The sequence below is a fragment of the Streptomyces hydrogenans genome (assembly GCF_014656075.1).
GTDB lineage: Bacteria > Actinomycetota > Actinomycetes > Streptomycetales > Streptomycetaceae > Streptomyces > Streptomyces hydrogenans.
The window spans coordinates 42,635-67,644 of sequence record NZ_BNBS01000039.1; the positions used below are offsets into that span (position 1 = coordinate 42,635).

Genomic DNA, 25,010 nt, shown 5'->3' on the forward strand with positions numbered 1-25,010 from the left:
CAGCATGCCCCTCATCGACGAACTGCGGACCCCCCTCTACTTCGCCGCCGGCACCGCCGACCTCGCCGTGCGCCAGGCCCGCAAGGTGCCCGCCCTGATCGAGCAGCTGGCCGCCGAGGCGCCCGGCCGGATCGAGGCCGTGCGCCAGACCGACCCGAAGGCCGCGCGGGAGAAGGTCCAGGAGAAGGTGCAGGCCACGGTCGCCGAGGTCGTCGGGGCCGTCGGCGGTCTCGACACCGACCTCAAGAAGCTCGGCGAGACCGCGCAGGACCTGGCCCTGCGGGGCGTCGGCGTGGCCGCCGAGTACGCCGTCAAGGCGCGCGAGAAGTACGAGGAGGTCGCCGCCCGCGGCGAGGAGACCGTCCGCGCCTGGCGCGGCGAGAACGCCGAGCCGGCCACCGAGATCACGGTCGTCGTCGAGCCGGAGCCGGTCGTCGAGCCGGAGCCGGTCGTCGCCGCGGCGCCCGCGCCCGAGGCCAAGCCCGCCGCCCGCAAGCCCGCCGCCCGCAAGGCGCCCGTGAAGAAGCCGGCCGCCAAGGCCGACGCGAAGGCCGAGTCCGCGGCCGGCGCGGCCGAATAGCGGACCCGGGCACCATTCCTGGGGCCCGGAGCGTTGGAACGGGTACGTTGACCGCGAGGCGCACGTACCCCATGACCCCCTAGGCGGTGTTCAGCATGCTGATGGACCGGTTCGACAACACCCTCAACCTGCTGATGTTCCTGGTCTTCACCGGCTTCGCCGTCGCCTCGTTCGTCATCGCGGCGATGGTCCGGGAGGACGCCTACCGGGCCGCGGACAAGCAGACGAAGAAGTTCTGGCTGATCCTCCTCGGGGTCAACCTCGCGCTGAACCTCTTCCTGCCCGGCCTGCTCTTCCTCCTGATCGCCGGCCTGATCGCCGCGATCGTCTTCATGGTGGACGTCCGTCCGGCCCTCAAGCAGGTCATGGGCGGCGGCGGAGGAGGCCGGCGCGGCGGCGGATCCAGCAGCGACGGGCCCTACGGCCCGTACAACGGCGGCCGGTAGGACCCGCGGAACGTGGGGGGCGGGGCCCGGGGACTATCCCCGGGCCCTGTCCCTTTCCAGGGCCAGCAGGGCCACGTCGTCCGTCAGCTCGCCGCCGTTCAGCGCCCGGGCCTCCGCCATCGCCGCCTCCAGGAGCGTCTCGCCGCGCAGGCCCCCGGTCAGCTGCCGGTTGATCATGTCGACCATGCCGTCCTGCCCGAGCCGCGGCGAGCCCGGGCCCGCCGTCCGGCCCTCGATCAGGCCGTCGGTGTAGAGCAGCAGGCTCCACGCCCCGCCCAGCTCGACCTGCCGGCGCGGCCAGCGGGCGCGCGGCAGCACCCCGAGGGCCGGGCCGCCGCCCGCGTACGGCAGGAGCCGCGCGCTGCCGCCGCGCTGGGCGACGAGCGGCGCCGGGTGGCCGGCCAGGCAGAGCCCGGCGCGGCGGCCGTCGGGCGCGATGTCGACGGTGCAGAGCGTCGCGAAGATCTCCTCGCTCTCCCGCTCGTGCTCCAGGACCTGCTGGAGGGTGGAGAGCAGCTCGTCCCCGCACAGTCCGGCGAAGGTCAGGGCGCGCCAGGCGATCCGCAGCTCGACGCCGAGGGCTGCCTCGTCGGGGCCGTGGCCGCAGACGTCGCCGATCATGGCGTGGACGGTGCCGTCCGGGGTGCGGACGACGTCGTAGAAGTCGCCGCCGAGCAGCGCGCGGGACCGGCCGGGCCGGTAGCTGGCCGCGAAGCGCAGGTCGGAGCCGTCCAGCAGCGGGGTGGGCAGCAGACCGCGCTCCAGGCGGGCGTTCTCCTGGGCGCGCAGCCGGGATTCGGCGAGCTTCACCTTGGCGGCGTCGTTGCGCTTGCGCTCGACCGCGTACCGGATGGCGCGGCTCAGCAGCCGGCCGTCCAGCTCCTCGCGGAAGAGGTGGTCCTGGGCCCCGACCCGTACCGCCTCGGCGGCCAGCTCCGCGTCCGCGGAGGGGGCGAGGGCGAGGACGGCGTGACGGGGGGCGAGCCGCAGGATGTGCCGCAGCGGGGCGAGCGGGTCCTCGTCGGCCGCCGTCCGGGGGACGGGCAGCGCGAGGTCGACGAGGACGCAGTGGACGTCGTCGGTGAGGAGCCGCTCGGCCTCGGTGAGGTTCCGGGCGGTACGGATGCGGACCCGGGTGCCGCCGGCGCCGGCGGCGTCGAGCAGCTCGGGCACGGCGAGGGCACCCGCCGGGTCGTCCTCGACGACCAGGAGGGTGAGGTCGGTGCGGTCGCGGTCGGCCGCCGGCGCGGTGCTCGCGGCGGGGCCTGTTCCTGTTCCTGTGCCTGTTCCTGTGTCTGTCACAGCGGTGGCGTCCATGGCGGTGGTCTCGCCTTGCCCCGCAGCAGAGACGATTCTCTGACGCGGTACGGATACGGGCATCGGTTCGGGTTTCCTTCCCTCCCCCGAGGGTGCGCCGGGCGCCGGGTGGCGTCCCGCCCGTCCGGGACCATAGCGGCAGTGCGGCGCCCGACGGAATGGCGATCACTCCGCGGGCGGCCGCGGCTTCCTTGGCATATGCCGCGGAAGGGGAGGTAGTTGCGCCCCCGGCGGCTGCGGGGGGCCCGGGGACCCATGAGAAAGGTCACTCGGGCCGGATGTGTCAGGTCGGGATGAGGTGGCCGGGCGCGGGGTAGGGCGTGGGGCTCGGGTGCCGGGCGGGGGCGTGGAGGCGTGGAGGCGTTGCCGCCTGGAGGCCTGGCCTCCTGGCCGCCTGGCCGTCTGGATGCACGGAGGCCTGGATGCCTGGGCACACGGACGCCCGGACACACGGACACACGGACACACGGACGCCCGGATGCACGGGCGCCCGGACGTGCAGGGCGTGGGGCCGGGCTTGTACGTCGCCCCCCGGCGTCAGCTCGGGCGGACGATGCCGAGGATCTCCATCGAGCCGGCGCCGGCCACGGTCACGTTCCGGCCGGGCCGGGGCGCGTGGACCATCTTCCCGTCGCCGATGTACATGCCGATGTGGCTGGCGTCCTGGTAGTAGACGATCAGGTCGCCGGGCCGCATGTCCTTCGGCTGCACGCGGGGCAGCAGTCGCCACTGCTCCTGCGAGGTGCGCGGGATGCGCTTGCCGGCGGCCGCCCAGGCGGACTGGGTCAGGCCGGAGCAGTCGAAGGAGTCGGGACCCTCGGCCCCCCATACGTACGGCTTGCCGACCTGGGCGAGGGCGGACTCGATCGCCTTGCGGGACTCGGGGGTGGCCTCGGCGCTGAGTTCGGCGAGGATGCCGGAGTCGACCCACTTCGACTGCGCCCGCTGCCGGGCCAGCTCCTCCAGGCGGCGCAGCCGCTCGCGCTCCTCGGCGGCGAGCTCGCCCTCCAGCTTCTTCGCGGCGTCGATCTTGGCGTTGATCTCCTTCTTCGCCTCGGCCTGCCGGACCCGGTCGGCCTCCAGCTTCGTCCAGTTGTCGCCGGCCTCGGTGGCGTAGGTGTTCAGCTCGGCCTGGGCGCGGGAGAGTTCGCCGATGAGGTCGCTGGTGGCCTTGGCGCCCTCGCGGAGCCGTCCGGCGGTGTCGAGGAAGAGCTGCGGGTCGCCGGTGAGGGCGAGTTGGGCGCTCTCGGGGATGCCGCCGCTGCGGTACTGCGCGCGGGCGGTGGCGCCGGCCTGGGCCTTGAGGGTGTCGATCCGCTTGCGGCCGCTCTCGATCATGCGGGCGAGCCGGACGATCTCGGCGGACTGCGTCTCGGTGCGCTCCTCGGCGAGGTTGTACGCGTCGGTGGCGGCGGCCGCCTGGCGGTACAGCGCGTCTATCTCCGTCCGGACCTGTTCGAGGGTCTTCTTCGGCGGGGGCGGCGGCAGCGGGGCGGCGCCGGCCTGGAGGGTGAGCGCCGGTGAGGCCAGGAGGGCCAGCGCGCAGGCCACGGTGACCGCGGCGGCGGCGTACGGACGTCGGCGTCGTCGGTTCACTGGACTCCCCCTCGTGGCCCGGGCGTCCCCCGTGCCACTTTCTGATTTACCGTCAGTAACTTGTGTGGTCCTGGCGATAGTGCCACGCGGAAACGGAAAACGACAGGTACCCCACCGGAGTGACGGTCGGTGAGGCGATGACGTTCCCGCCTCACGGTGATGTGGGGGAGGCGTGGGACACAGGAGGCCCCCAGGACACCCCCCGGCCACCTGAGCCCGCGCCACGCGGCCGGAGCGGCCCGCGCGTGCCTCCGTACCCCTCGTACCCCCTGTGCCCCCATGCCCCCGTACCCCTCGTACCTCTCCAGTGCGTCCACGCGCGCGGCCCGTGCCCTCTCGCCTGTCCCCCGCGTGCCGCCCGCGCCCCCTCTCGTACGTCTACGCGCGCGGCGCCAGCGCCTCCCAGCGGATCGTGACCTCGCCCTGGCGCCAGCGCTTCGGGCCGTCGGTGACCGGCCAGTCCGCCGCCAGGTCGCGGACGGAGCGGATCCAGCGCTGCCGGGCGCCCAGGGAGGCGTACGGCGCCGCGGCCGCCCAGGCCCGGTCGAAGTCCCGCAGGAAGGCGTGGACGGGCTCGCCCGGCACGTTGCGGTGGATCAGAGCCTTCGGGAGGCGCTCGGCCAGGTCGGAGGGGCGGTCGAGGGAGCCGAGCCGGGTCGCGAGGGTCACCGTGCGCGGGCCGCTCCGGTCGAGCGCCACCCAGACGTGCCGCCGCCCGATCTCGTCGCAGGTCCCCTCGACGAGCAGCCCGCCGGGCGCGAGCCGCCCGCACAGCCGCGCCCACACGGCCGCGACCTGCTCCTCGTCGTACTGGCGCAGCACGTTCGCGGCCCGGATCAGCGCGGGCTCGCCCGGCACCGGCACCTCGAAGCCGCCGTGCACGAAGGCGAGGCCCTCGTACCGCTCCTCGTACGCCTTCGCGGCCTCGACCCGGGCCGGCTCGATCTCGATCCCGTACAGCCGGGTCCTGGGCTCGGCGGTGCGCAGCCGGGCGAGGAGTTCGACGGCGGTCCAGGGGGCGGCGCCGTAGCCGAGGTCGACGGCGACGGGCGGCTCGGGGGAGCGGCGCAGGGCGGGGCCGTGGACGGCGGCGATCCAGCGGTCCATGCGGCGCAGCCGGTTCGGGTTGGTGGTCCCGCGGGTCGGGGTGCCGACGGGGCGGGTGGTGCGCGGGGCCATGCCAAGAGGATACGGAGCGCGGGGGAGGGGCGGCTCCGTGCCGTGCTCCGGGTGGCTCCCGCACGAGGACGCTGCCGCGCGCCGGGCCTCCCTGCGCCGCGCACCGGGCCCCTCCGTGCTGCGAACCGGGTCTCCCCGTGCCGTGCTCCGGACCCCTCCGTGCCGCGCGCCGGGTGGCTCCCGCGCCGGGCCGCGGGCGGCTCGCGCGTAATGAATTGGCAAAGCGCCGGGGGTGGTGGAAATGAAAGGAGTGGTTCCGGTGTTGTGCGGGGCGGAGGACGTGGATCGCGCCCTCCGCCTGTCATGTCCGCACGCCAGGCCCCTCTCGCGGAAGGACCGCCGACGTGAGCCAGTACGTGTCCCGGTTCGCCGGCACCCGGCACCGGCACCCGGCAGCGCCCTCCCGGCTCCGGTTGCCGGGGCGCCACCGGACCCCCCGCCGGGTGGCGATGCTCTCCGTGCACACCTCCCCGCTCCACCAGCCGGGCACCGGCGACGCGGGCGGCATGAACGTCTACATCGTCGAGCTGGCCAAGCGGCTCGCCGCCATCGACATCGAGGTGGAGATCTTCACCCGGGCCACCACCGGCGGCCTCGCCCCCGTGGTCGAGCTGGCGCCCGGCGTCCTGGTGCGGCACGTCGACGCGGGCCCGTACGAGGGGCTCGCCAAGGAGGAGCTGCCGGCCCAGCTCTGCGCCTTCACGCACGGCGTGATGCAGGCGTGGGCGGGCCACCGCCCCGGCCACTACGACCTGGTCCACTCGCACTACTGGCTCTCCGGCCACGTCGGCTGGCTCGCCGCGGAGCGGTGGGGCGTCCCGCTCGTGCACGCCATGCACACCATGGCCAAGGTCAAGAACGCCTCGCTCGCCGAGGGCGACACCCCCGAGCCCGCCGCCCGGGTGATCGGCGAGACGCAGATCGTCGCCGCCGCCGACCGGCTGATCGCCAACACCACCGAGGAGGCCGACGAGCTGGCCCGCTTCTACGAGGCGGACCCCGGCAAGATCGCGGTCGTCCACCCCGGGGTCAACCTCGACCGCTTCCGGCCCGCCGACGGCCGGGCCGCCGCCCGCGCCCGCCTCGGGCTGCCGCGCGACGCCTTCGTGCCGGTCTTCGCCGGCCGCATCCAGCCCCTCAAGGCCCCCGACATCCTGCTGCGCGCCGCCGCCCGGATGGTCGACCGGGACCCCTCGCTGCGCACCCGCATGGTGGTGCCGGTCGTCGGCGGCCCGAGCGGCAGCGGCCTCGCCAAGCCGGAGCAGCTCCAGAAGCTCGCCGCGAAGCTGGGCATCGCCGATCTGGTGCGCTTCCACCCGCCGGTGGGCCAGGAGCGGCTCGCGGACTGGTTCCGGGCCGCGTCGGTCCTCGTCATGCCCTCGTACAGCGAGTCCTTCGGACTGGTCGCGATCGAGGCGCAGGCGGCCGGCACCCCGGTCGTCGCGGCGGCGGTGGGCGGCCTGCCCGTCGCCGTACGGGACGAGCGGACCGGATTCCTGGTGCAGGGCCACGACCCCGCGGACTACGCGCGCGTGCTGGACCGTTTCGCCGCCGACCCGGAGCTCACCGCCCGGATGGGCGCGGCGGCCGCCCGGCACGCCGGCTCCTTCGGCTGGGACACGGCCGCCTCGGGCACCGCCGACGTGTACACGGCCGCCATGCACGATCACCGCCAGCGGGCGCAGCACCGTCGCGTACGCTCCCACCATGGCTGACGCTCAGGACGCACGGCGGATCGTCGAGGACACGCTCACCGACGCGGAGCTGGAGTGGGAGAGCCCCGCGCCCGGCTCGTACGTGGTCAAGCTGCCCGGCACGCGCAAGCTGTTCACCACGCTGTCGCTGAAGCTCGGCCGCCACTCCCTCTCCCTGAACGCCTTCGTCGTCCGCCACCCCGACGAGAACGAGGCCGGCGTCCACCGCTGGCTCCTCGAACGGAACCTCAGGCTGTACGGGGTGGGCTACGCGATCGACCCGCTCGGCGACATCTACCTCGCCGGCAGGCTCCCGCTGGCCGCCGTCACGCCGGAGGAGCTGGACCGGCTGCTCGGCTCGGTCCTGGAGACGGCGGACGGCGACTTCAACACGCTGCTCGAACTCGGCTTCGCGTCGGCCATCCGGCGGGAGTACGCCTGGCGGGTCTCCCGGGGGGAGTCGACGCGGAACCTGGACGCGTTCAGGAACCTGACGCGGGAGCCGGCTTCGCCGGCTCGGGACTGACCACGGTCGCCGACGACTCGACGGTCACCGTCTCCGGCTCCTCCTCGCACAGCGCCCTGCGCAGCCGCAGGGTGTAGCCGACGGCGGCGAGGACGCCGATCGTGAAGGTGCCGGCCCACAGCACGTCCGAACCGGGCCCGTCGACGATCGCGCCGGCGAGGACCGGCGCGACGAAACCGGCGACGGCCCACGACATGCCCATCACGCCCTGGTAGCGGCCCCGCGCGTGCTCCGGCGCGAGCCGGGCGGTGGCGGCGGCGTTCGTCGGCACGTGCACCATCTCGCCGATCGTCCACACGATGACGGTCGCGGCGAAGGCGACGGACGAGCCGGCCAGCGCGGTGGCGCCCGTGCCGACGGCGAAGAGCAGCGCGGAGACGGACAGCAGGACGACCGGCGAACGCCGCTCGGTCACCTTGTTGACCAGCAGCTGGAAGCCGACGATCACGATGCCGTTGACGGCGATCACCATGCCGTACGAGGACGGGGGCAGGCCCTGCTCGGACATGGTCAGCGGCAGGCCGATCCAGGGCGCCGTGAAGACCACGCAGACCAGCAGGTTGAGCAGGACGAGGGTCCGGAAGGGCGCGTCGCGCAGCACGTCGAGCATCGACACCCGCTCGTCGGCCGGCTTCTCCCCGGCCTTCCGGGGGCTCCGCTCGGGCCGCGTCTCCGGCAGCCGCAGGAAGACGATCACCGCGCACAGGGTGGTGGCGACGGCGTCGACGAGGAAGAGGGTGCGGTAACCGAGGAAGGCGGCGGCACCGCCCGCGATCGAGGCGACCGCGAAACCGAGGTTCAGCGCCCAGTAGTTGAGGGCGAAGGCCCGGCGCACGTCGTCGGCGGGCACCATGTCGGAGATCGTCGCGTTGATGGACGGACGGACCGCCTGCATCGCGACGCCCATCAGCAGCACGACCAGGGCCACGCCCCAGGCGCTGGTGACGAAGGCGAGCGCGGCGGCGCAGGAGGCGGCCGCCAGGTGCATGGTGACCATCGTGGGGCGGCGGCCCCAGCGGTCGGTGAGGACGCCGCCGAGCGGGGAGCCGGCGACGCCGCCGAGACCGTGCAGGGCGACGACGAGACCGGCGAACCACGCGGAGTGCCCGAGCTCGGCCGTCAGATAGAGGGAGAGGAAAGTCAGGACGAAGGCCCCGGTCCTGTTGACCAAGGTCGACAGCCAGAGCCACCAGAAGCCCTGCGGAAGGCCGGAGACGGTGGCGCGCGCCGATCGTCTGAGCGAATCGATGGACATGTGAGGTGCGCCCCTTGCGTACTGTAAGACCCTCCAACGGCTCTCGAAACTTACGCATCTCGGCTGGCGGACGCCAGCGAATTGACGACGCGCGTCAATCGTCAGCGGTCCATTAGGCTCGTACGCATGGCCGACGCACCGTACAAGCTGATCCTCCTCCGCCACGGCGAGAGCGAGTGGAACGAGAAGAATCTGTTCACCGGATGGGTGGACGTGAACCTCACCGCGAAGGGTGAGAAGGAGGCGACGCGCGGCGGCGAGCTGCTCAAGGACGCCGGCCTGCTCCCCGACGTGCTGCACACCTCCCTCCAGAAGCGCGCCATCCGCACCGCCCAGCTCGCGCTGGAGTCCGCGGACCGCCACTGGATCCCGGTCCACCGCTCCTGGCGCCTCAACGAGCGCCACTACGGCGCCCTCCAGGGCAAGGACAAGGCCCAGACCCTCGCCGAGTTCGGCGAGGAGCAGTTCATGCTCTGGCGCCGCTCGTACGACACCCCGCCGCCGCCGCTCGCCGACGACAACGAGTACTCCCAGGCCGGCGACGCCCGCTACGCGACGATCCCGCCGGAGCTGCGCCCGCAGACCGAGTGCCTCAAGGACGTCGTCGAGCGCATGCTCCCGTACTGGTACGACGGCATCGTCCCGGACCTCCTCGCCGGCCGCACGGTCCTGGTCGCCGCCCACGGCAACAGCCTCCGCGCCCTGGTGAAGCACCTCGACGGCATCTCCGACGCCGACATCGCGGGCCTCAACATCCCCACGGGCATCCCGCTCTCCTACGAGCTGGACGAGAACTTCAAGCCCCTCAACCCCGGCGGCACCTACCTCGACCCGGAGGCCGCCGCGGCCGCCATCGAGGCCGTCAAGAACCAGGGCAAGAAGTAACTCTTACCCACGAAAGAGCCCCCTACCTGCGGTTTCTCCGCCGGGAGGGGGCTTCTTCGTGCGCTGGGGCCGTCTGTGGGCCGTCAGAGGGACGGGGCCGCGTTCTCGCCGGACTCCGATTCCTCTCGGGCTTCGGCCCGGGCGCCGGCGCTTCGCAGCACGGTGACGGCATCGTCGGCGTCGTCCTGGGGCCAGGACTTCATGACGGTGACGGGAGCCTGCCGCGTGAGCACCCGGCTGTGCCAGAGGCTGAGCCCCGTCAGCCGACGCACGGCCTGGACCACGTCCATCTCGCGCGGCCCGCAGTCGAGGAGCACGACGTCATTGGCCCGCTCATCGCAGATCAAGGTGATGCACACGGTCTCGTCCCCGTCATCCATCACGTCCCCCGGTTCCTCGGTGACGGGGAGCGTATGCGCCCTCGAAGACGTCGGCCACGGCTTTTCTCGTGCGCTCCCGGCTGCTCGGCATGAGGTGGGCGTACACCCGCAGCGTCAGGCCGGGGTCGGAGTGTCCCAAGTACTCCGCCAGGGCCTTGATGTTCTCTCCGGCGTCCAGGAGCACCGAGGCGTAGAAGTGCCGAAGCGCGTGCATCCCGTGCTCACGGGCGGAGGCGTAGCTCTGCTGCCCCTTCTCCCGCTCCGGGATGACGCCGGCCGCGGCGAGCGCGGGCTTCCACTGGTCGGTGTTGAACATGCTCCGCCAGACGTGGTTGCCCAGGGGAGCAGTGAAGATCAACCGCTTGGTCACGTGCTGCCCGCGCTGGGTCATCCACGGCAGCGTGATGTCGGCGGGTGGGAACTTCGTCAGGTGCGCGCGGAGCGCATCGGCGACGGGCTCGGGCAGAGGTACGTCCCGGAGCTTGCCGCCCTTCGGCGGGGCGAACACCGGCTTGCTGCGGCTGAGCTTGAGTTGCTGGACGACGTGCACGGTGTTCGTCGTGAAGTCGATCGAGTCGGCGGTGAGGCCCAGGATCTCGCCCTGGCGGAGTCCGCACCCGGCACCGATGTCGACCATGGCCTGATACCGGTCAGGCAGGGCGGCGCGGACTGCGAAGACGCGGTCAGCGGTCCACGGAGCCACTCGCTTGGTCTCGACGGCCGGCGCCTTCACCGAACGAGCGGAGCACGGGTTCTTCGGAAGGTGGCCGTCGTCCACGGCCGCGTTCAGCACGGTGCGGACGTTGGAGTAGATGACTCGCGCGTACGATCCGACCACTCCGGCCGCCGTCAGATCCGCGATCCAGTCCCGGATGTGCTCGGGCTTGAAAGATCCGAGCGGCCTGGAGCCGATGTAGGGGAAGGCGTGAAGGCGTAGCTGCGACTCCATCGAGAAGCCCGTGTTCGGGTCGGCCTGATGGTTCCGGAGCCACTTCTCCCCGTACTGCTGGAAAGTGATCCTGCTTGCGCGGGGGTCGATGTACTGCCCCCGGGACATGTCCGCTTCGACCTGGGCGAGCCACTGATCGGCGAGGCGTTTCTGTCGGTCGGGGAAGCTCTTCGACTTCTCGGTCCCGTCGGGGCCGACGTACCGGGCTCGGTACCGCATACCGGTGCCGTGACGCTCGCTCTTTACCCGGCGGGGCTTTCCGTCGGGACTGGTCTCCGTCTTGAACCACCGGTCCTGGATGTGTCCGGCCATCAGGCTGCACTCTCCTGATCCATCAGCGAGCCCACCCACGCACGAACGTCTTCCGGGTCGAACCGGAGGTGGACACCGACACGGAAGCCGCGAGGGCCGGTGCGCTTGCGGCGCCACTGGTAGACGGTCTCCAGCGGGACGCCCAGAAGGTCCGCGAGGTCAGTCGGCGTGAGGTACCGCTCGGGCAGAGCACGGGCCACGGTCACCACTCCCCATTGGTGTCGTCGGCGTCGAGTTCGGTTCGGATCTCTCTGGCGTGTTCGCGGTTGTGCTGGATGTCGCGGCGGATGTTGGCGGCGAGCCAGGATTCGCCGGGGGTGTGGCCGTGGCCGGCGTAGGCCCAGTGGGCGACGACGAGGAGGGTGGACTCCGGGTGTTCGTCGGGATCGGGCAGGCCGAGGGCGGTGCGCTGTTGCTGCGCGCGGTAGTCGGCGCGGACCTGGCGTAAGGCGCCGAGGGTGGTGGAGTAGGCGCGGGACTTGGTGGAGAAGTGGCCTCGGAAGCCGAGCATGTGGGCCCAGGCCCTCAGACGCCGGTCCGGGTAAGCGGCGTCGAGGTCCATGCAGGCTTCCATCAGCCGCCGGGGGTGGTCGGGGACGCCGAGGAGGATGAGGGCTTCCTTGTTGCCGACGGGGTGGTCAACGGTGCCGGTGGTCTCGGCGGCCTTGGTGGCGTACTTGGCGACATAGGCGGCCACGGCCTGTTCGGTCAGCTCCTCGCCCTGGCCGAAGGCGCCGATGGGCTGGACGTCGAGCTGGGTGCCCCAGGTGAGAGTCAGGTCCTGGGCGACGCCGTGGGCGGGGGCGGCGTCGACGGTGACGCGGGCGCGGGCGGCGGCTGCGTGGATGGCGGCGGTGAGGAGGTCGAGGGTGGCCCAGGCAGGGGGCGGGGTGTGCGGTCCGTCGGGGCCGTCGAAGCGGATGACGGCGTGAAAGTGGACGGCCCCGCGCTTTTGGTACTCGGCGACCTTGCCGAAGGAGACGCGTGACTGTTCACGGGCGGCTTTCTGGGTGAGGCCGGCAACGGCGGCGATCTCGCGACGGAGGTAGATCGTGAAGTACCTCCACAGCTCGGAGGCATGGTTGTTCCACAGCACCGCGCCCGCGTAGTCGTACGTGGCCGGGTCGAGCGGAGTCCCGAGCTCGGGCGCGTCCTCGGCGTGCTGGATGCCGCAGCGGCAGGGGCGAGTGCCGGGGCGATTGTGGACGGGGCCGAAGGACGGGGCAGTGAGCGTGGCGAAGACCCGCGGGTGGTCCCGAATGGTCTCCGGCGTGCCCTTGCCGGGGTCGCCGGTGAGTCCGGCGCGGATGAGGTGGTAGGTGTCGCCGGCGTAGGTCCAGGCGCAGGCCGGGCAGCGCGAGGCCCGTCGGTTGCCGCAGGCGACGCGCAGGACTCCGCCAGGTTCGGCGTCGGTGTTGTACGCGTGAATCACGGTCTTGGTGGCGGGGTCGAGGAGCTTGGTGCCGCCGGTGAGACGGATGGGGGCGGTGCAGCCGCCGGTTCGGCGGATCTGTTCGGTGAGGCGGTCGAAGCCGGGGGACCCGGCCACCCGAAGCAGGTCGCTCAGGGTGGCCGGGTCCAGGCCCGCCGCGAGGGCGGAGGTGGTCAAGACGGTCACTTCCCGGCGCGGACGAGGGCGGCGGGGGTGGCGCGGGTGCCGGTGCCCTTGCAGGCCGGGCAGGTGGCGGCGAGGGTGCGGCACTTCCCGTCCGGCGCGGTGCCGGTGGTGATGTGGACGATGGGGAAGCCGTCGCAGTGGGAGCAGACGCGGGCGGGCGGGGTCTGGGGCATCATGAGGTTTCCCTTTCGGGTCCGGTGGATCTGGATTGGGGTGAAGGCGCCCGGGGCGGCGGAAGTTTGGCGACCGAGGCCGCCCCGGGGGCCGCTAGCGGGTGTTGCGCCTGCCGTGGCCCTTGACCGCGTACATCGACGCGTCGGCGGCCGAGAGGGCATCGGTGAGGACCGGGACCGGCAGGTCGTTGCGGTGGCAGTGGCCGACCGAGGCCGAGACTCGCAGGACGTGCCCGCGGTGGGTGACCGGCTCGTCCAGCGCGGCCCGGAGTGCGGCGAGGCCGGGGGTGCGGGCAGGGTCGGTGACGATGGCGGCGAATTCGTCTCCGCCGAGGCGGGCAGCGATGCCGTGCCGGCCGCACCAGGTGGTGAGGCGGGCGGCGGTGGCGGTGAGGACGGTGTCTCCGGCGGCGTGGCCGTGGGTGTCGTTGATGGTCTTGAAGTCGTCCAGGTCGACCAGGACCACGAGCGCACCGGGGTGCTTGCTCATGACGTGGTCGGCGCGGGTGGTCCATCCGGCGCGGGTGTGCAGGCCGGTCAGGGGGTCGCGGCGGGCGGTGGCCAGGCGGCGCCAGAGCAGTCCGCCGTGTAGGGCCCAGCCCAGGGCCGGTAACCCGGCGGCTGCGATCGTCTGCGTGTCCATGCGCGCTACCGGCCCTTCTGCATGTCGCGGACCAGGAGGCGGAGCACGACCGCGACGACGGCGATGGACGCGGCGCTGATCGCGACGGCGAGGAGCATGGAGACCAGGACGGCGCCGACGACCAGGACGACGGCGCCACCGCCGGCGGCGAGGGCGACCGCGCTGCCGGGGGTGAGCTGGACCGAGCTGCGGGGCGTGGTGGACGGGACGGGGGCGGGGGCCGGGACCACGGCCGGGATGGTCACAGGTTCGGTTCGGGCCGTGGGGATGGGGCGGCCGGGCGGGAGCGGGTTGACCGGGATGCGGGGCTGGAGCATGTCGGGTTCTCCCTACTTGGCGATGGGGTCGATGAGCGGGGTGAGGAGGCTGTCGGCGAGGAGGTAGCCGCCGAGGAGGAGGGCGGCGACGAGCCACCAGGGCGGGCGGATGAGCTTGATTCCGAGGCCGCCGATGACGATCAGGGCGAGCCAGAGCGGGACGTCCATGACGCGAACTCCTCGTTTGCTAGCGGGGCTGGCAGCGGTGGGTGCGGGCGGCGAGTTCGGCGGCGGCGCGGGTGTTGTAGTCGGCGGAGAAGTCGCAGCCGGGGGCCGTGCACACGGCGGTGTGCTTGGTCCGGCCGCGGCCGTCGCGGTGGGTGCCGACCTGCACCGGGCCGAGCTTGATGACGTTGTGGAAGCGGTTGGGGCGCACGGGGCGTACCTCCTTCCTGGGTCAGGCGAGCTGGAGGGCGATGGAGTCGGCGAGGGCCGGGGGCATGCCGTGGCGGGTGCGGAGGGTTTCCGCGTCGATCGGCCGGCCGGTCTGGGCCCGGTGCGCGTCCGCGATCTTCTGGGCGTGAGCCATCAGCGCGGGCGGCACCGCCACAGCAGGCACCACGGGAGCGCGTTCGGGTTGTTCTTCCTGCGCGGCGGGTTCCGGCTGGGTCTCCACCGATTCGGTTTCGGCCGGCGGGAGTTCGGGAGCCGGTTCCGGCGCCCGTTCCACGGTCACTTCGGCGACCGGTTCCGACACCGGCACAGGCTCAGGAGTGTGGGTGGGTTCGGGGACAGGGTGAGCGTGGGCGAGGAGGGTGCCGCCGAGGAAGGCGATGGCGGGCCATCCGGCGACGAGGATCCGCAGCCAGGCCGGGACGTTGGTCATGTCGAGGAGTCCGGCGGTGGCGACGTTGGCGCCGAGGGACGCGATGAGGGCGATGGCGAACCAGAGCCAGGCGTCCCGGTTGCCGCTGTCGGTGCGCATCCGGCGCCAGGCGGCGACCAGGAGGAGGTCGACGGAGACCGGGTAGGCCCACGCCTTCCATCCGTCCTGCCCGGCCGCCTCGGCCAGGTCGTGCAGGTGGGCGAAGGACAGGGCCCCGGCGATGACGGCCTGGACCAGGACGGCGTCGAGACGGAAGGGGCGGAACACGCGGCCGCCTCCTTTCGGGCATGGGTCGGGTAGGGACCTGGCGTGAGACGGTCACGCCGACCGAGGGAGCGGGGTGTCTCAGGCGGTGGCCGGGTTCGGCTTCACCAGCGGGACCGACGCCGGATCGGCACTGGTGTCGTCCGGGAGAACCGGCCGATAGGCGGCGAGGGCCGGGAGGTCCGGGGTGAGGTCGGCGTGCGCGGTGCAGATGTCGGCGACCTCGGCGGCGGACAGTTCGGGGGTGCGGATGCGGGTCCAGCCGCCGGAGGTGTCACCGGCCACCGCGACGCCGGGCCGGTCCGGCGGGATGGCGGTCACGGCCACGACCGCGTCCGGGGCGATGTCCCCCAGTCCCATGTCGGCGGTCTGCTTGTCGTTGACCCGGTGCACGACCCGGCCGGTGAGCTGGGCCCGCAGGGTGGTGGCGCCGCGGCCGAGGTCGGAGCCGAAGCGCTGCCCGCACACCTCCAGGTAGATGCCGGCCGCGCGGGCCATCTGCCCGAGCCGGATCATCTGCATGACCATCCGGTCCCGGCGTTCCTCGTCCTTCTTCCCCGCGACGAGGAACAGCTCCGCGACCTCGTCCACCAGGACCACCACCGGGACCGGACGCGCGGTCTCGGGCAGGGCCCAGATGTCGGCGACCCCGGCGAAGCTCAGCAGGTCGAAGCGGTCTTCCATCTCCCCCACCAGGGCGTCGAGCAGGCCGGACGCTTCCTCGGGGGTGGTGGCGAACCCCGACAGGCGGGGCGCGTAGCCGCGCTGCTCGACACCCCGCTTGCAGTCGATCCCGACCAGGGCCACATCGAGGCGGGCGAGCTGGGAGATGAGGTTGCGCTGATACATGGACTTGCCGGACTGGTTCGCGCCCAGGGTCAGCGCGTGCGGAACCTTCATGTAGTCCCGGACGAACGCCGAACCGTCCTCGCGCAGCGCCACCGGCACCGCCATCGGCCCCGACAGACGACGCCGGGAGCGCGGCATCCGGACCCGGCGAAGAACGTCGTAGCCGGTCATCCGCAGTTCCACGAAGCCGGGCTTGGTCTCCACCACGTGGACGGAGTGGACGCCCCAGGCGTGCCGCAGGCGTTCGGAGGCCGCCATCACGTCGGCGGGCTCCAGACCGGCCGGGAGCCGCAGGGTGACCCGCATCCCCGTCGAAGTGCCCCGCACGCGGCGGACCTTCGGCGGAACGGGCTGCACCTCGGAGCGGCGGGCGACGTTGCGGACCATGAACGCCCGCAGGCGGGACGGCTGGACCGTCAGCCCGCACACATCCATCGTCGCGTGGTAGTTCACCGCGAACCGCACCCGCGTGACCGGCAGACCCACCAGCGACCAGAACACCCGGGGCGCTCGGACCTTGGCGTATCCGAGACCGCCGGCGGCTCCGGCGAGGGGGAGGCCGACCTCCCATAAGGTCGAGATGTCAGCCATGGTCAGGCGCCCATCGGGGTGACCGCGACGGCGCGGAAGGAGATGCCGTGGCGGGTCTGGCCGTTGAACGTGTTCTCCCAGTCCCGGGCCTTGAGCCCGATGACCGTCACCGGCATGCCCGGCGTGAGCCCGTCGGGGAGACCGGTCTCCGGGACCGTCACCTGGTAGAGGTTGCCCTCCCCCTCGTCCGAGATCAGCAGGCCCACCGTCGAGAGCCCGGCACCGGTCTCCCGGTCCACCGCCCTCTCACCGGTCTGCTTGCTCACGAGCTTCGGCGTGGGAGCGGTCGCGACGAACACGACAGCGCTAGAAAGGTCGATCTTGAAGGACGGCATCAGCACTCCTACGTTGTGGGGCAGCCCAAATGGGACCGCCGATGCCCGCTGTCCTAGGACTGCGAGCGCTTGAGTAGATAGTGCCCAGCAGTCCTAGGACTGTCAACAGTCCTAGGACTGTGTTTGACTTGTTTCCGTTGAAAGGGGTTCGAGATGGCGCCCAAGTGGCGGGAGCTGGCAGACAAGCTGGCTGAGCAGATCCGGAGGGGTGAGTACGAGCCCGGTCAACGGTTGCCGCAGATCAGAGACTTGGTCGAGGCGGGAGAGGGCTCCAAGGCCACGGTTCACGCCGCCTACAAGGCGCTGGAGTCCGAAGGGCTGGTCACCTCTTCCCGCGGCCACGGCACCGTTGTCCGCGAACGTGTACCGCTCAAGCGGCTCGGCATCGCCCGGTACGACAAGGCCAAGTGGCGTGACGGCGACGAGGTCGCCTTCATCGCGGATCGCGTCGCCTCAGGTCGGGCGTACCGCCGGAACGAGCAGACTCAGACCGTCAGCCTTGTCGAGGCACCGTCAGTGGTGGCGTCAGCCCACGGCCTGGAGCCGGGCGCACCGGTCTACGCGCGGGCCCGACTCGTGAAGGAAGGTGACCAGCCGACGCACTCGCTGACCAGCTACTACCGCCCCGAACACGTCGAGGGCACCCGCTTGGTCGACCCGACTCCGGGGCCGGCGGGCAGGGGTGGTGGGTTCCGCGTTCTCTACGACGCTGGATACGAGATCGACCACATGAAGGAATCCCTGTTCGCCCGTGTTCCGACGGCGGAGGAAGCGCGGATGCTCCAGCTTCCTCCTGGCGAAGCCGTCGTCGAGCTCCACCGCACGACGTACACGGCCGACGGCACCGTGGTCGAGTTCGCAATCGGGGTTCACGCGGCATCGCGCTTCGCGTGGGAGTACGACTTCAAGGTGCCCGACTCGGCACAGCCCCAGGAGGACCAGCAGTGATCTCGACGCAGGACTGGGCAGACACACGACTCCTCTGGGAGTACCACCAGATGGGGCACGTCCCCCGGCCCTGCTCGGTGGCGATCGGCCTCGGTAGCCACGACCTCGGCGTAGCCGACACCGCAGTCGACCTGTACCGGCGTGGCCTGGCTCCCCTTCTCGTCTTCACCGGAGCCACCAGCCCCACGACACGGGAGCGCATGCCCCGCGGCGAAGCCGTCCACTACCGTGAGCGGGCCCTCGAACTCGGCGTCCCGGCATCGGCCGTGCTCGTGGAACCGCGTGCTCGGAACACCGGGGAGAACATTCGGTTCTCGCGGGACCTGCTCTCCGAGGCCGGCGTCGAGGTGTCCTCCGTCCTACTGATCAGCAAGCCGTACGAGGAGCGCCGCGCTCACGCCACAGCCAAGAAGTTGTGGCCCGAGGTCGAGATCGTGAGCGCCTCAAGCCCGATGACGCTCCAGGAGTACGTCGACTCGATCGGTGACCCCCGCCTAGTGATCGACATGCTGGTAGGCGCCCTCCAGCGGCTCCTCATCTATCCGGAGCAGGGATTCATGACCAGCCAGCCCGTGCCGGCGGAGGTGACCGCGGCGTATGAGCGGCTGCGCGACGCCGGATTCACCAGCCGCCTTCTCCGCGACGAGCAGGGTCAGCCCCGCAGCCAGACCCGCCGGTGACGAGCCACCGCGTAGACGGTCTCGACCTGTTCGGCGGTGAGACTTCCGGTGAGGGGCCCCAGCGCGGCTATCTCCCGCTCTTGGCAGACGCGGACCGCGCTCTGAGAGTTCGACTGGTACAGGGACCCCACACCCACGAAGACCAGCATGGGCTCGACTGACACGTCGAAGTCGCAGTACCGCTGAAGGGATCGCCGAACGAAGTCCGCCTCGGTCTTGCTCGCGGCGGCGTAGGGGCGAGGGGGACCCCCGTTGACCTTGACCATGGCGTCCCCCACCCAGACCGCAGCGCCGCGGTGGGTCTTGGTGTTGATCGCGAACACCCCGCCCGGCCCGATGAGCAAATGGTCGATGTCGCCGCCGTTGCCCTTCTGGATTCCGTGCAAGGCGTGCCAGCCGCAACGGGATAAGCGAGCGAGCTCCCGCCCGACCTTCTTCTCACCCTTGAGTCCGGTGTAGAAGCTGTCCCACTCCGAAGGCTGCCTCAGCAGTTTCGAACGGAGTCTCTGCACAGCGGACGGCCCCCGCTCAGCCATGAGCCCGATGAGCCGAGCGCCTGGCGGGTTCCTGGCGAGATCTTCGCTGGGGGTGAGGGGAGGGAGGGATGCCGGCGGCGCCACGCGGTTGGGAGGCGGTGGTACCTGGCGGGGTGGAGCACCGACAGGCGAAGCCGAGGTTGCCGAACCTGCTGTGTCGACAGTGAGCCCGTCGCCAAGATGCGCCCGAAGCAGGAGCAGCGCTTCGTCCTGATACTGCCGCACCTTGATCGTCACGGCTTTGGTCGCGCGATCCGCCCAGGCCACCGCAGTTCCGTTCGGGAGATTCACGTACAGCCGATCCCTGCCGTGCCGCTTCCACGACTTCACCGTGAGACCACTACTCACCCGTCGCCCCCCCTGCAGACAGATCCCCACACCTATGGCAGCACCTACCGACTACGCCCACAAGAGCGCCCGTTCCGGGGGACCTGTTACAGGTTTCTCTACCTCATCAAGCACCCGGCTGCGCTCCGCTCCGCCGGGCGGGCTTCCCGGCTCCGCTCGGGGCGCCGCTCCTGCCTTCGGCCCGCTCCGCCCCCGCTGCGCCGACGCCCGCCCCTGCAAGACGGGATAAGCCCAAGAGCATGAGTCCGAGCCCCAACGGCTGCCGATTCCCCGAAGGTCACCGACATGCCTCCGGCGGGGGCGCTCAGGCTCCAGGATGGAAGGGGCCCGCGGGCGGGTGCCGGCCGGTGGGGTGTAGCGGTGGGGAACTCCCATCCCGCCTGCCGTCGACCCAGGCAGAGCCGAGCAGACACGGCACCGGGCGTCCAGGTCGTTCGTCCAGCGGGGCGCTCCACCTGGACGCCCGGCACCGCGCCTGCTCCACGGTGTGTGGGTCGACGGCAGACGGGATGGGAGTTGGGGTGAGTGGTGGGTGAATCTGGGCATCCCACCGTCAACTTGCAGTCGAAGCAGTAGGGTTCCTGGCAACGCGATGGGCTGCCAGAGCCATTTAGAGCAGCACTAGACAACAGGAGGGAGCCGATCATGCAGTGTCCCTTTTGTACGGCTCCCACCAGTGTGCTTGCTATTGAAGAGAACAGCGATGGCTGTTCGATCCGGCGGCGCCGGCTGTGCTCAGGCTGCGCCCGGACCTTCACAACCGTGGAAACCGCCTCGCTCCAGGCCAACCCCCTACGGGGCCTTCTAACTCCGTTTTCTCGCTGCGCCGTAATCACAAAGGTACGTACTGCGGCACAGAGGCAGCCTGAGGTGGAAGATGCCGCCGCGCGCCGGTCTAGAGCGAGGAAGCCGTCCCCAGGGTCCGGATCTCCACTCCGTCTTCCCTCGCGTCGAAGCTCAGAGTCCGATGTGAATGGCCATGAGCCGTTCACGCTGTTCTCTGCTTCGGGCCGGGGTTGAGCCAGCTCTGTAGATCTAACCTGCCGAAATCATCGAAACCAAGGAGCGCGGTGCGCGGTCCGGCCCTTTAGCGCACCCACGCCTTTATGTGGTCGTTGATGCGTGATCTGTTCGTCAACCTTCTAAGCGGTGCACTTGTCGGCCTGGCCGGCCTGTCAGTTCGGCACCTCCGGCGCCGATATCTCCAGCGCCGCACAGGAGCATCCGGGCAGTAACCTCTAAGCAGCCGGTCTCCTAGCGTTTGCTGGGGCGTAGTGTTCCCCGTGTTATATCCTTGCCAGATCCACGCAGGGAATCACGGGGAAACACGTCGCCTACATTTATCATTCGACATGACGCTCGCCGATCGAACTCAGGTGGCCAATCGTAGAGCCCAGAGCCTATTCATGTCTTCCTTGTGCCGCTCATACAGCCAAGTTGGAGTGGGCGGCGCCCCCGAGGTAGCGACACAGTAGTCTCCGTATGCCAACAGGAGAGCTCCGACGCGATTTGCCCTCAGGTCCTCCTCTGTACAATCAGAAAGCGCTTCCAGTCGTCGATCTAGTAGCTCACTCTTCGTTGCCGCCGAACGCCACGCACTCACTTCTGACCATTGAGTGAAGGCAACTCCGGAGGCCAGGGAAACAACTATCAGGCGGGCCAGAATGAGATTCTGCTCCCCGGAGGCGAGAGGGATTGCGACGAGCGTTGCAGAAATTGCAACCACTACGAAGCCCCAGAGGACCTTTCCATAGTAGTCTGCAGCTTCCTTGTAGATCATTTTATTCCAGAACGCATTCTCCTGAAGATGGTCGCACAAGCGCCGCATTCCAACGGGTGCATCGCTCGCGAAATAATCATTCCCTACTGGCTCGGGATTCTCTCGCCCCTGACGAGGGGATACGCGACTAAGCCAGTTATTCAGATCGACGCGCTCCTCGGTCGCCCCTAGAGCGTCTAGAAGCAGGCCCCTTGTCCGCCCTTCCTCGCCCTCGCTATGGCGATTTGCCGCACTGCGGCGAACCGACCACGCATAGACCTGCAGCCCGAGAGCTAGAAGCGCTGGAACATAGGTATAAGAGTTCGCTATAAAGATAGACAGGCCACTAAGGAGAAATGTGAGGACTTGAATTACCCTAACTCTCCGATAGAGATCTCCCGATTTCTCCAATCGATGATTCGCTAGCGCGATTATTTCAGAAGACGACAACTGGGAACTGCTCACCGAGTAGACACCTCCAGAGGTTCACGGACTCGCGGATGTCGCCTTGCGTAGATAGAACGAGCGCCGTCCGGGCGATCCGCGCAGCTTTCCTTGCGGAATCTCTATTGCGATCCGAATCGCGCATTTCAAAGGCTGTCGCCACTTCCTCCAGAAGAACGGCCAGAGCCTCAGGGAGGGATCGCATTTCGGGCCACGCTCGAAAAGCCCGACTTGCGAGTTCTTCGATCTCGTACGAAGGGATGGAAGTGCTATTTTCGTAGCTCCACCATTTCGCCAAGCGGATCGCTTGCTTAAACTCAGCGCCAAGTCTTTTCGCGCTTCCCTCGGTCGTCTGGCTTTGCTCTTCCGGGATGTAATCGATCCAAGACTGGCGCCTGGCGGGGATTTTCAGAAGAGGGTACCCCGAAGAGCTCATCTCTTGATGGACCGCAGGCACGACGTCGACCCCGGGGATGCCGGGAAAGTCGATGCGGATCGCGCTGTCGAAGACCTGGATGTCTTTATACCTAAGCGACAGGAAGTCTGAGATATCTTTGATCGCAAGGCTCGACGGAAAATCTACTCTTTTTGAGTCTTTGAGGATTGCGATGATGTCAACATCTGAGAATTTACGAACTGCCGTCGAGCGTGCTATCGATCCTGAAATCACGCACTCACTCACCAGTGGGCAGCTTTTGAGTATTCCGCAGACGGCTCTAGCGTGGTTTAGGGCTGCTTCCATTTCCAATGGACTCAAGGTGATGCGATCGAGCAGGATTTCAAAATTCTTTCCAGGGGAGGTACTCATAGCAATCCGTGCGTTCAGTCTTGAATTTCCGTACTGTCTGGCTGTTGCTACCACCCTTAGGATCACCTCTTGATCGCCGGTCCGGGGGGCGTACGGCACGGTGCACCTCTCCTGGGCTGCCAATACACCACCATGAATGGCCTTATGAAAGTTCGGGACGCAGCGGTGCCCCGTCAGCAACGTGGGCTGACAGCAGTTCTAGGGCACCCGTGGCGACAATGTCGTCGCGAGTGAACGGCCGGCAACGCTGGTGAGGGGGCGCCAAGGTGAGCACGTTCGCAAGCATGCCAGCTGGTGATCAGCGAGGCCTCAGGTTCATCAGGATCCCACGAGGTGCTAGTCCGTGCGGGAGACTCAAGGGTGGTCAACAGCAACCGACAGCAACAGAGATGCTACGGGTAGCGACCGCAACCAGCCTCTGTGACCCCATCACTGCCTGTGAAGTCCGACAGCGTTCTCGCTAGATGCGGCCTACTCGTGGACCAACGAGACTTGGCCAGCAGCTCGTAGGCCGCTGACCTGCGCAGACGCCTCAGACGCACGCGCCCTCCGGAGCCGTTGCCGCGTGCGGACAGACCAGGAACGTTTGCGCGCGGCCAGCGCTGGCAGGGCACTCTTGGCCATCGGCGGAGCCTGGCCGTCGGTTGGGTCCCGGGCTTGCACCGGGCCGCCCCCGGACAGAGCCAGGGATGCAGCTGCACTACAGAGCTGGACACCTCGGAAGCCGACCGCGCGCAGGTAGACGCTATCCAGAGGCACTGACAGGCCGGCCAGGACCGTGCCACATCCGTGCCAGGTCGTGCGGAGAACCACGGGGCACGAGGGACGTGTTCGGGTTCTGGGGTGTCGATCAGCTCTTGCAGTGTCTGTGCAGGTCAGGCCGGGGTTCGCCCTCCCGCTCTCCTAAAGAGGCGGTGGCCTTCCCGAGTCCAGCGAGGGTCGGTGGTAGAGACAGCGGAGACCGCCGTACCTGCTGCACGGTGCGAAGTCCTCTACAAGGTCCCTATCGATCGTCGAGGATGCTCTCCATGGATGCCCTGCTGGTGAAAGCTTTGATCACGTTGCTGCTCGATCGCGGTGCCGACATCAGTGCCCGCGACGATGCCGCCATGGATCTCTACGCCGTGGATGACGAGCAGGCCCGCCAGGCGCTCCTCACGGTGGCCATCGACCCGGAGACGCCGGAGATGGTCCAGGCGAGCGCGGGTGAATCGCTTGGACAGATAGCCGCCAGGACTGGGCGAGCCCTCTCGGACGAGGAGCGAACTCGCCTGACACCTGCTGCCAGCTGGGAGTATGAGGTCTTCCAGCCGGGCTGAGCAGAGCGGACTTCGACATCCGCGGCTGACATCAACAGCAACGGATGCCGGTGTTCCAGCGCGGCTGTCGATGGCGACTGCGAGCACGGGTCTGCCTTCTCTCGGGGCAGCCCGATCGAACTCCTAAAGAGGTGTTCTCACCTGTTGTGCGCCCCAATGCTCCTGCGGACAGGTGTCATGCGCCCGCATGCGCCTTCCGCAGAGCCAGGAGCGCTCGACACACTCTGCTGGTCTGTCCGTCTGATGGCACCAGGGGGAGTAGTGGCTCGAACGCAGTCCAAGTGCGGAGCGCTCACGCAGAAGGGGACTCGGTGTCAGCGCCTGGCCATGATCGGAGCGTCCAGGTGTGACCGTCACCGCGGTGAGTGGTCCTCCTATGCGGTCCAGAAGCGCAAGGCGAAGAAGAAGCAGAAGTAGTCGGCCGCTGGGCCGTCGCTGGGCCGTGGAAGGGTGATCGAGGGCGGCCAGCCGTGACAGGTCATGACCGCTGAGCCGCAGGTCAGGGGCCAACAGCTCGATACCGCCCCAGGCAGGATCAAGAACCAGGGCAAGAAGTAGTCCTGACGCACGGGAGCCCCCCGCCGCGGCCTTCGGTCGTCGGTGGGGGGCTTTTTCGTGGGGTGGGTCAGGAGACGTGGTTGTAGGCGGGGAGGCCGGTCAGGAGGGGGCTGGCGACGCGGGTGCCGAAGGGCTTGCGGTAGTCGCCGGTGCCCGCGTAGAAGTAGGCCGTCTTGTTGGGGCCGTACGCGAACAGGTCGGGGCGGCCGTCGTTGTTGGCGTCGCCGATGCCGATGGTGTCGGTGTACGCGCCCCAGCCCGCGCCGATCTGCTTGCGGGCGGTGAAGGTGCCGTCGCCCTTGCCGAGGTAGAGCCAGAGGACGCCGTCCTTGTCGCGGGCGACGAGGTCGCCGGCTGCGGCGCCGCCGATGTTGCCGGTGGCGGTGATCTGGTTGTAGATGCCCCAGCCGCCGGTGCCGATCTTCTTGCGCGCGGCGAAGGGGGCGGAGACGTTTCCGGTGCCCTTGTAGAGCCACAGGGCGCCGGCCTTGTCGACGCCGACCAGGTCGGGACGGCCGTCGCCGTCCAGGTCGGCGCCGCCGGTGAGCTGGGTGTAGGTGTTCCAGCCGCCGCCGATCTGCTTGCGGGCGGCGATCTTCGCCGCGTAGCCGTTGCCGGTGACGTCGTACAGCCACAGGACGCCGCTCTTGTCCCGGGCCACGAAGTCCGCCGCGCCGCCGCCGACGCCGCCGATGGTCTCGATGCGGTCGTAGATCTGCCAGCCGGGTCCGATCCGGTCCGCCCAGCTCTCAGTGAGGGTCTTCTTGGTGGCGTCGTACTCGGTGTCGGCCCGCCACAGCACGCCCGCGGTGTCACGCACCAGCAGGTCCGGGCCGCCGTCCCAGTCGAGGTCGTGCGGGGAGGAGGCGTTCTTG

Annotated in this window: 29 protein-coding genes; 9 read left to right on the forward strand and 20 right to left on the reverse strand. The window is 69.9% G+C overall.

From position 1 onward, the window contains the following. Positions 1-4 precede the first annotated feature (4 nt). Together IE321_RS18345 and IE321_RS18350 are read left to right on the forward strand one after the other, a co-directional pair. Positions 5-580 carry a hypothetical protein gene (locus IE321_RS18345; protein ID WP_190223718.1) on the forward strand — a complete coding sequence of 192 codons (576 nt, stop codon included), beginning with the start codon at positions 5-7 and terminating at the stop codon, positions 578-580. 95 nt (positions 581-675) lie between these two features. After that, positions 676-1,026, forward strand: a complete 351-nt coding sequence (locus tag IE321_RS18350; RefSeq protein ID WP_043226238.1) for a DUF2516 family protein — start codon at positions 676-678, stop codon at positions 1,024-1,026. A 33-nt stretch (positions 1,027-1,059) separates the two neighbouring features. On the opposite strand, the gene IE321_RS18355 is transcribed toward IE321_RS18350, so the two are convergent. The 3 genes from IE321_RS18355 to IE321_RS18365 form a co-directional block, all read right to left on the reverse strand. After that, positions 1,060-2,343: a PP2C family protein-serine/threonine phosphatase gene (locus tag IE321_RS18355; RefSeq protein WP_190223719.1), complete on the reverse strand. Its 1,284-nt coding sequence runs from the start codon at positions 2,341-2,343 to the stop codon at positions 1,060-1,062. Between the two features lie 537 nt (positions 2,344-2,880). After that, the gene (locus IE321_RS18360; RefSeq protein WP_043226205.1) at positions 2,881-3,939 is read right to left on the reverse strand and encodes a C40 family peptidase; all 1,059 of its coding nucleotides are present in this window, start codon (positions 3,937-3,939) and stop codon (positions 2,881-2,883) included. 378 nt (positions 3,940-4,317) lie between these two features. Next, positions 4,318-5,118, reverse strand: coding sequence for a class I SAM-dependent methyltransferase (locus IE321_RS18365; protein WP_043226203.1), 801 nt, complete (start codon positions 5,116-5,118; stop codon positions 4,318-4,320). 344 nt (positions 5,119-5,462) lie between these two features. On the opposite strand from IE321_RS18365, the gene mshA reads away from it, so the two are divergent. Continuing rightward, entirely contained in the window at positions 5,463-6,833 is a 1,371-nt protein-coding gene (mshA, locus tag IE321_RS18370) for a D-inositol-3-phosphate glycosyltransferase (protein WP_043226202.1), read from the forward strand. Then, positions 6,826-7,338 (forward strand): type III secretion system chaperone family protein, encoded by a 513-nt coding sequence (locus tag IE321_RS18375; RefSeq protein WP_043226199.1) that lies wholly within the window; start codon positions 6,826-6,828, stop codon positions 7,336-7,338. The genes mshA and IE321_RS18375 overlap by 8 nt, the downstream gene beginning before the upstream one ends. Here IE321_RS18375 and IE321_RS18380 read toward each other — a convergent pair. After that, positions 7,295-8,593 carry an MDR family MFS transporter gene (locus IE321_RS18380; RefSeq protein ID WP_190223720.1) on the reverse strand — a complete coding sequence of 433 codons (1,299 nt, stop codon included), beginning with the start codon at positions 8,591-8,593 and terminating at the stop codon, positions 7,295-7,297. The two genes, IE321_RS18375 and IE321_RS18380, sit on opposite strands and share 44 nt — an antisense overlap. A 126-nt stretch (positions 8,594-8,719) precedes the next feature. On the opposite strand from IE321_RS18380, the gene IE321_RS18385 reads away from it, so the two are divergent. Continuing rightward, on the forward strand, positions 8,720-9,478 hold the full coding sequence (locus IE321_RS18385; protein WP_043226197.1) for a phosphoglyceromutase: 759 nt from the start codon (positions 8,720-8,722) through the stop codon (positions 9,476-9,478). Between the two features lie 83 nt (positions 9,479-9,561). On the opposite strand, the gene IE321_RS18390 is transcribed toward IE321_RS18385, so the two are convergent. The 12 genes from IE321_RS18390 to IE321_RS18445 all read right to left on the reverse strand — a co-directional run bounded on the left by IE321_RS18390 (position 9,562) and on the right by IE321_RS18445 (position 16,735). After that, positions 9,562-9,858 (reverse strand): ribosomal protein L7/L12, encoded by a 297-nt coding sequence (locus IE321_RS18390; protein WP_190223741.1) that lies wholly within the window; start codon positions 9,856-9,858, stop codon positions 9,562-9,564. Further along, positions 9,851-11,119 carry a tyrosine-type recombinase/integrase gene (locus tag IE321_RS18395; protein WP_190223721.1) on the reverse strand — a complete coding sequence of 423 codons (1,269 nt, stop codon included), beginning with the start codon at positions 11,117-11,119 and terminating at the stop codon, positions 9,851-9,853. The genes IE321_RS18390 and IE321_RS18395 overlap by 8 nt, the downstream gene beginning before the upstream one ends. Further along, positions 11,119-11,319, reverse strand: coding sequence for a helix-turn-helix domain-containing protein (locus tag IE321_RS18400; RefSeq protein WP_043226195.1), 201 nt, complete (start codon positions 11,317-11,319; stop codon positions 11,119-11,121). Before IE321_RS18400 ends, IE321_RS18395 begins: the two co-directional genes overlap by 1 nt. Before the next feature lie 2 nt (positions 11,320-11,321). Further along, positions 11,322-12,728 (reverse strand): replication initiator protein RepSA, encoded by a 1,407-nt coding sequence (repSA, locus tag IE321_RS18405; protein ID WP_190223722.1) that lies wholly within the window; start codon positions 12,726-12,728, stop codon positions 11,322-11,324. A 5-nt stretch (positions 12,729-12,733) separates the two neighbouring features. Next, a complete protein-coding gene (locus tag IE321_RS18410; protein ID WP_190223742.1) occupies positions 12,734-12,913 on the reverse strand; it encodes a hypothetical protein in 180 nt (59 codons plus the stop codon). Between the two features lie 91 nt (positions 12,914-13,004). Continuing rightward, positions 13,005-13,553, reverse strand: coding sequence for a GGDEF domain-containing protein (locus IE321_RS18415; protein WP_190223723.1), 549 nt, complete (start codon positions 13,551-13,553; stop codon positions 13,005-13,007). A 5-nt stretch (positions 13,554-13,558) separates the two neighbouring features. Further along, positions 13,559-13,870, reverse strand: a complete 312-nt coding sequence (locus IE321_RS18420; RefSeq protein ID WP_190223724.1) for a SpdD-like protein — start codon at positions 13,868-13,870, stop codon at positions 13,559-13,561. 12 nt (positions 13,871-13,882) lie between these two features. After that, positions 13,883-14,038, reverse strand: coding sequence for a hypothetical protein (locus IE321_RS18425; protein ID WP_190223725.1), 156 nt, complete (start codon positions 14,036-14,038; stop codon positions 13,883-13,885). Positions 14,039-14,057: 19 nt separating this feature from the next. After that, positions 14,058-14,246 carry a mobile element transfer protein gene (locus tag IE321_RS18430; protein ID WP_190223726.1) on the reverse strand — a complete coding sequence of 63 codons (189 nt, stop codon included), beginning with the start codon at positions 14,244-14,246 and terminating at the stop codon, positions 14,058-14,060. A gap of 21 nt (positions 14,247-14,267) precedes the next feature. Beyond that, a complete protein-coding gene (locus IE321_RS18435; RefSeq protein ID WP_190223727.1) occupies positions 14,268-14,963 on the reverse strand; it encodes a DUF2637 domain-containing protein in 696 nt (231 codons plus the stop codon). A gap of 78 nt (positions 14,964-15,041) precedes the next feature. Then, positions 15,042-16,400, reverse strand: a complete 1,359-nt coding sequence (locus IE321_RS18440; RefSeq protein ID WP_190223728.1) for an FtsK/SpoIIIE domain-containing protein — start codon at positions 16,398-16,400, stop codon at positions 15,042-15,044. 2 nt (positions 16,401-16,402) lie between these two features. Next, positions 16,403-16,735, reverse strand: a complete 333-nt coding sequence (locus tag IE321_RS18445; RefSeq protein WP_190223729.1) for an SCO3933 family regulatory protein — start codon at positions 16,733-16,735, stop codon at positions 16,403-16,405. Between the two features lie 153 nt (positions 16,736-16,888). Here IE321_RS18445 and IE321_RS18450 point away from each other — a divergent pair, with 153 nt between their 5' ends. Beyond that, positions 16,889-17,683: a GntR family transcriptional regulator gene (locus IE321_RS18450; RefSeq protein ID WP_190223730.1), complete on the forward strand. Its 795-nt coding sequence runs from the start codon at positions 16,889-16,891 to the stop codon at positions 17,681-17,683. Next, positions 17,680-18,363 (forward strand): YdcF family protein, encoded by a 684-nt coding sequence (locus IE321_RS18455; protein ID WP_190223731.1) that lies wholly within the window; start codon positions 17,680-17,682, stop codon positions 18,361-18,363. Before IE321_RS18450 ends, IE321_RS18455 begins: the two co-directional genes overlap by 4 nt. On the opposite strand, the gene IE321_RS18460 is transcribed toward IE321_RS18455, so the two are convergent. After that, positions 18,336-19,190 carry a nuclease-related domain-containing protein gene (locus tag IE321_RS18460; protein WP_226652042.1) on the reverse strand — a complete coding sequence of 285 codons (855 nt, stop codon included), beginning with the start codon at positions 19,188-19,190 and terminating at the stop codon, positions 18,336-18,338. The two genes, IE321_RS18455 and IE321_RS18460, sit on opposite strands and share 28 nt — an antisense overlap. Positions 19,191-19,892: 702 nt before the next feature. Between IE321_RS18460 and IE321_RS43210 the strand changes: the two genes are divergently transcribed. Continuing rightward, entirely contained in the window at positions 19,893-20,267 is a 375-nt protein-coding gene (locus IE321_RS43210) for an NrdR family transcriptional regulator (protein WP_372470244.1), read from the forward strand. A gap of 352 nt (positions 20,268-20,619) precedes the next feature. Here IE321_RS43210 and IE321_RS18465 read toward each other — a convergent pair whose 3' ends face one another. Both IE321_RS18465 and IE321_RS18470 read right to left on the reverse strand, forming a co-directional pair. After that, entirely contained in the window at positions 20,620-21,027 is a 408-nt protein-coding gene (locus tag IE321_RS18465; protein WP_190223733.1) for a hypothetical protein, read from the reverse strand. Positions 21,028-21,442: 415 nt separating this feature from the next. After that, positions 21,443-22,357, reverse strand: coding sequence for a nucleotidyltransferase domain-containing protein (locus IE321_RS18470; RefSeq protein ID WP_190223734.1), 915 nt, complete (start codon positions 22,355-22,357; stop codon positions 21,443-21,445). Between the two features lie 929 nt (positions 22,358-23,286). Between IE321_RS18470 and IE321_RS18475 the strand changes: the two genes are divergently transcribed. Continuing rightward, complete coding sequence (locus tag IE321_RS18475; protein ID WP_190223735.1) at positions 23,287-23,577, forward strand: hypothetical protein; 291 nt, start codon at positions 23,287-23,289, stop codon at positions 23,575-23,577. Positions 23,578-24,202: 625 nt separating this feature from the next. On the opposite strand, the gene IE321_RS18480 is transcribed toward IE321_RS18475, so the two are convergent. Further along, the coding region (locus IE321_RS18480; protein ID WP_190223736.1) for an FG-GAP-like repeat-containing protein at positions 24,203-25,010 on the reverse strand (808 nt) is incomplete at its 5' end.

Excerpts from the sequence above, each read along its gene's own strand:
- IE321_RS18345 (WP_190223718.1), top strand. The coding sequence starts at position 5 with ATGCCCCTCATCGACGAACTGCGGACCCCCCTCTACTTCGCCGCCGGC.
- IE321_RS18350 (WP_043226238.1), top strand. The coding sequence starts at position 676 with ATGCTGATGGACCGGTTCGACAACACCCTCAACCTGCTGATGTTCCTG.
- IE321_RS18355 (WP_190223719.1), bottom strand. The coding sequence starts at position 2,343 with ATGGACGCCACCGCTGTGACAGACACAGGAACAGGCACAGGAACAGGA.
- IE321_RS18365 (WP_043226203.1), bottom strand. The coding sequence starts at position 5,118 with ATGGCCCCGCGCACCACCCGCCCCGTCGGCACCCCGACCCGCGGGACC.
- IE321_RS18375 (WP_043226199.1), top strand. The coding sequence starts at position 6,826 with ATGGCTGACGCTCAGGACGCACGGCGGATCGTCGAGGACACGCTCACC.
- IE321_RS18380 (WP_190223720.1), bottom strand. The coding sequence starts at position 8,593 with ATGTCCATCGATTCGCTCAGACGATCGGCGCGCGCCACCGTCTCCGGC.
- IE321_RS18385 (WP_043226197.1), top strand. The coding sequence starts at position 8,720 with ATGGCCGACGCACCGTACAAGCTGATCCTCCTCCGCCACGGCGAGAGC.
- IE321_RS18390 (WP_190223741.1), bottom strand. The coding sequence starts at position 9,858 with ATGGATGACGGGGACGAGACCGTGTGCATCACCTTGATCTGCGATGAG.
- IE321_RS18395 (WP_190223721.1), bottom strand. The coding sequence starts at position 11,119 with ATGGCCGGACACATCCAGGACCGGTGGTTCAAGACGGAGACCAGTCCC.
- IE321_RS18410 (WP_190223742.1), bottom strand. The coding sequence starts at position 12,913 with ATGATGCCCCAGACCCCGCCCGCCCGCGTCTGCTCCCACTGCGACGGC.
- IE321_RS18415 (WP_190223723.1), bottom strand. The coding sequence starts at position 13,553 with ATGGACACGCAGACGATCGCAGCCGCCGGGTTACCGGCCCTGGGCTGG.
- IE321_RS18420 (WP_190223724.1), bottom strand. The coding sequence starts at position 13,870 with ATGCTCCAGCCCCGCATCCCGGTCAACCCGCTCCCGCCCGGCCGCCCC.
- IE321_RS18425 (WP_190223725.1), bottom strand. The coding sequence starts at position 14,038 with ATGGACGTCCCGCTCTGGCTCGCCCTGATCGTCATCGGCGGCCTCGGA.
- IE321_RS18440 (WP_190223728.1), bottom strand. The coding sequence starts at position 16,400 with ATGGCTGACATCTCGACCTTATGGGAGGTCGGCCTCCCCCTCGCCGGA.
- IE321_RS18445 (WP_190223729.1), bottom strand. The coding sequence starts at position 16,735 with ATGCCGTCCTTCAAGATCGACCTTTCTAGCGCTGTCGTGTTCGTCGCG.
- IE321_RS18450 (WP_190223730.1), top strand. The coding sequence starts at position 16,889 with ATGGCGCCCAAGTGGCGGGAGCTGGCAGACAAGCTGGCTGAGCAGATC.
- IE321_RS43210 (WP_372470244.1), top strand. The coding sequence starts at position 19,893 with ATGCAGTGTCCCTTTTGTACGGCTCCCACCAGTGTGCTTGCTATTGAA.
- IE321_RS18465 (WP_190223733.1), bottom strand. The coding sequence starts at position 21,027 with ATGATCTACAAGGAAGCTGCAGACTACTATGGAAAGGTCCTCTGGGGC.
- IE321_RS18475 (WP_190223735.1), top strand. The coding sequence starts at position 23,287 with ATGGATGCCCTGCTGGTGAAAGCTTTGATCACGTTGCTGCTCGATCGC.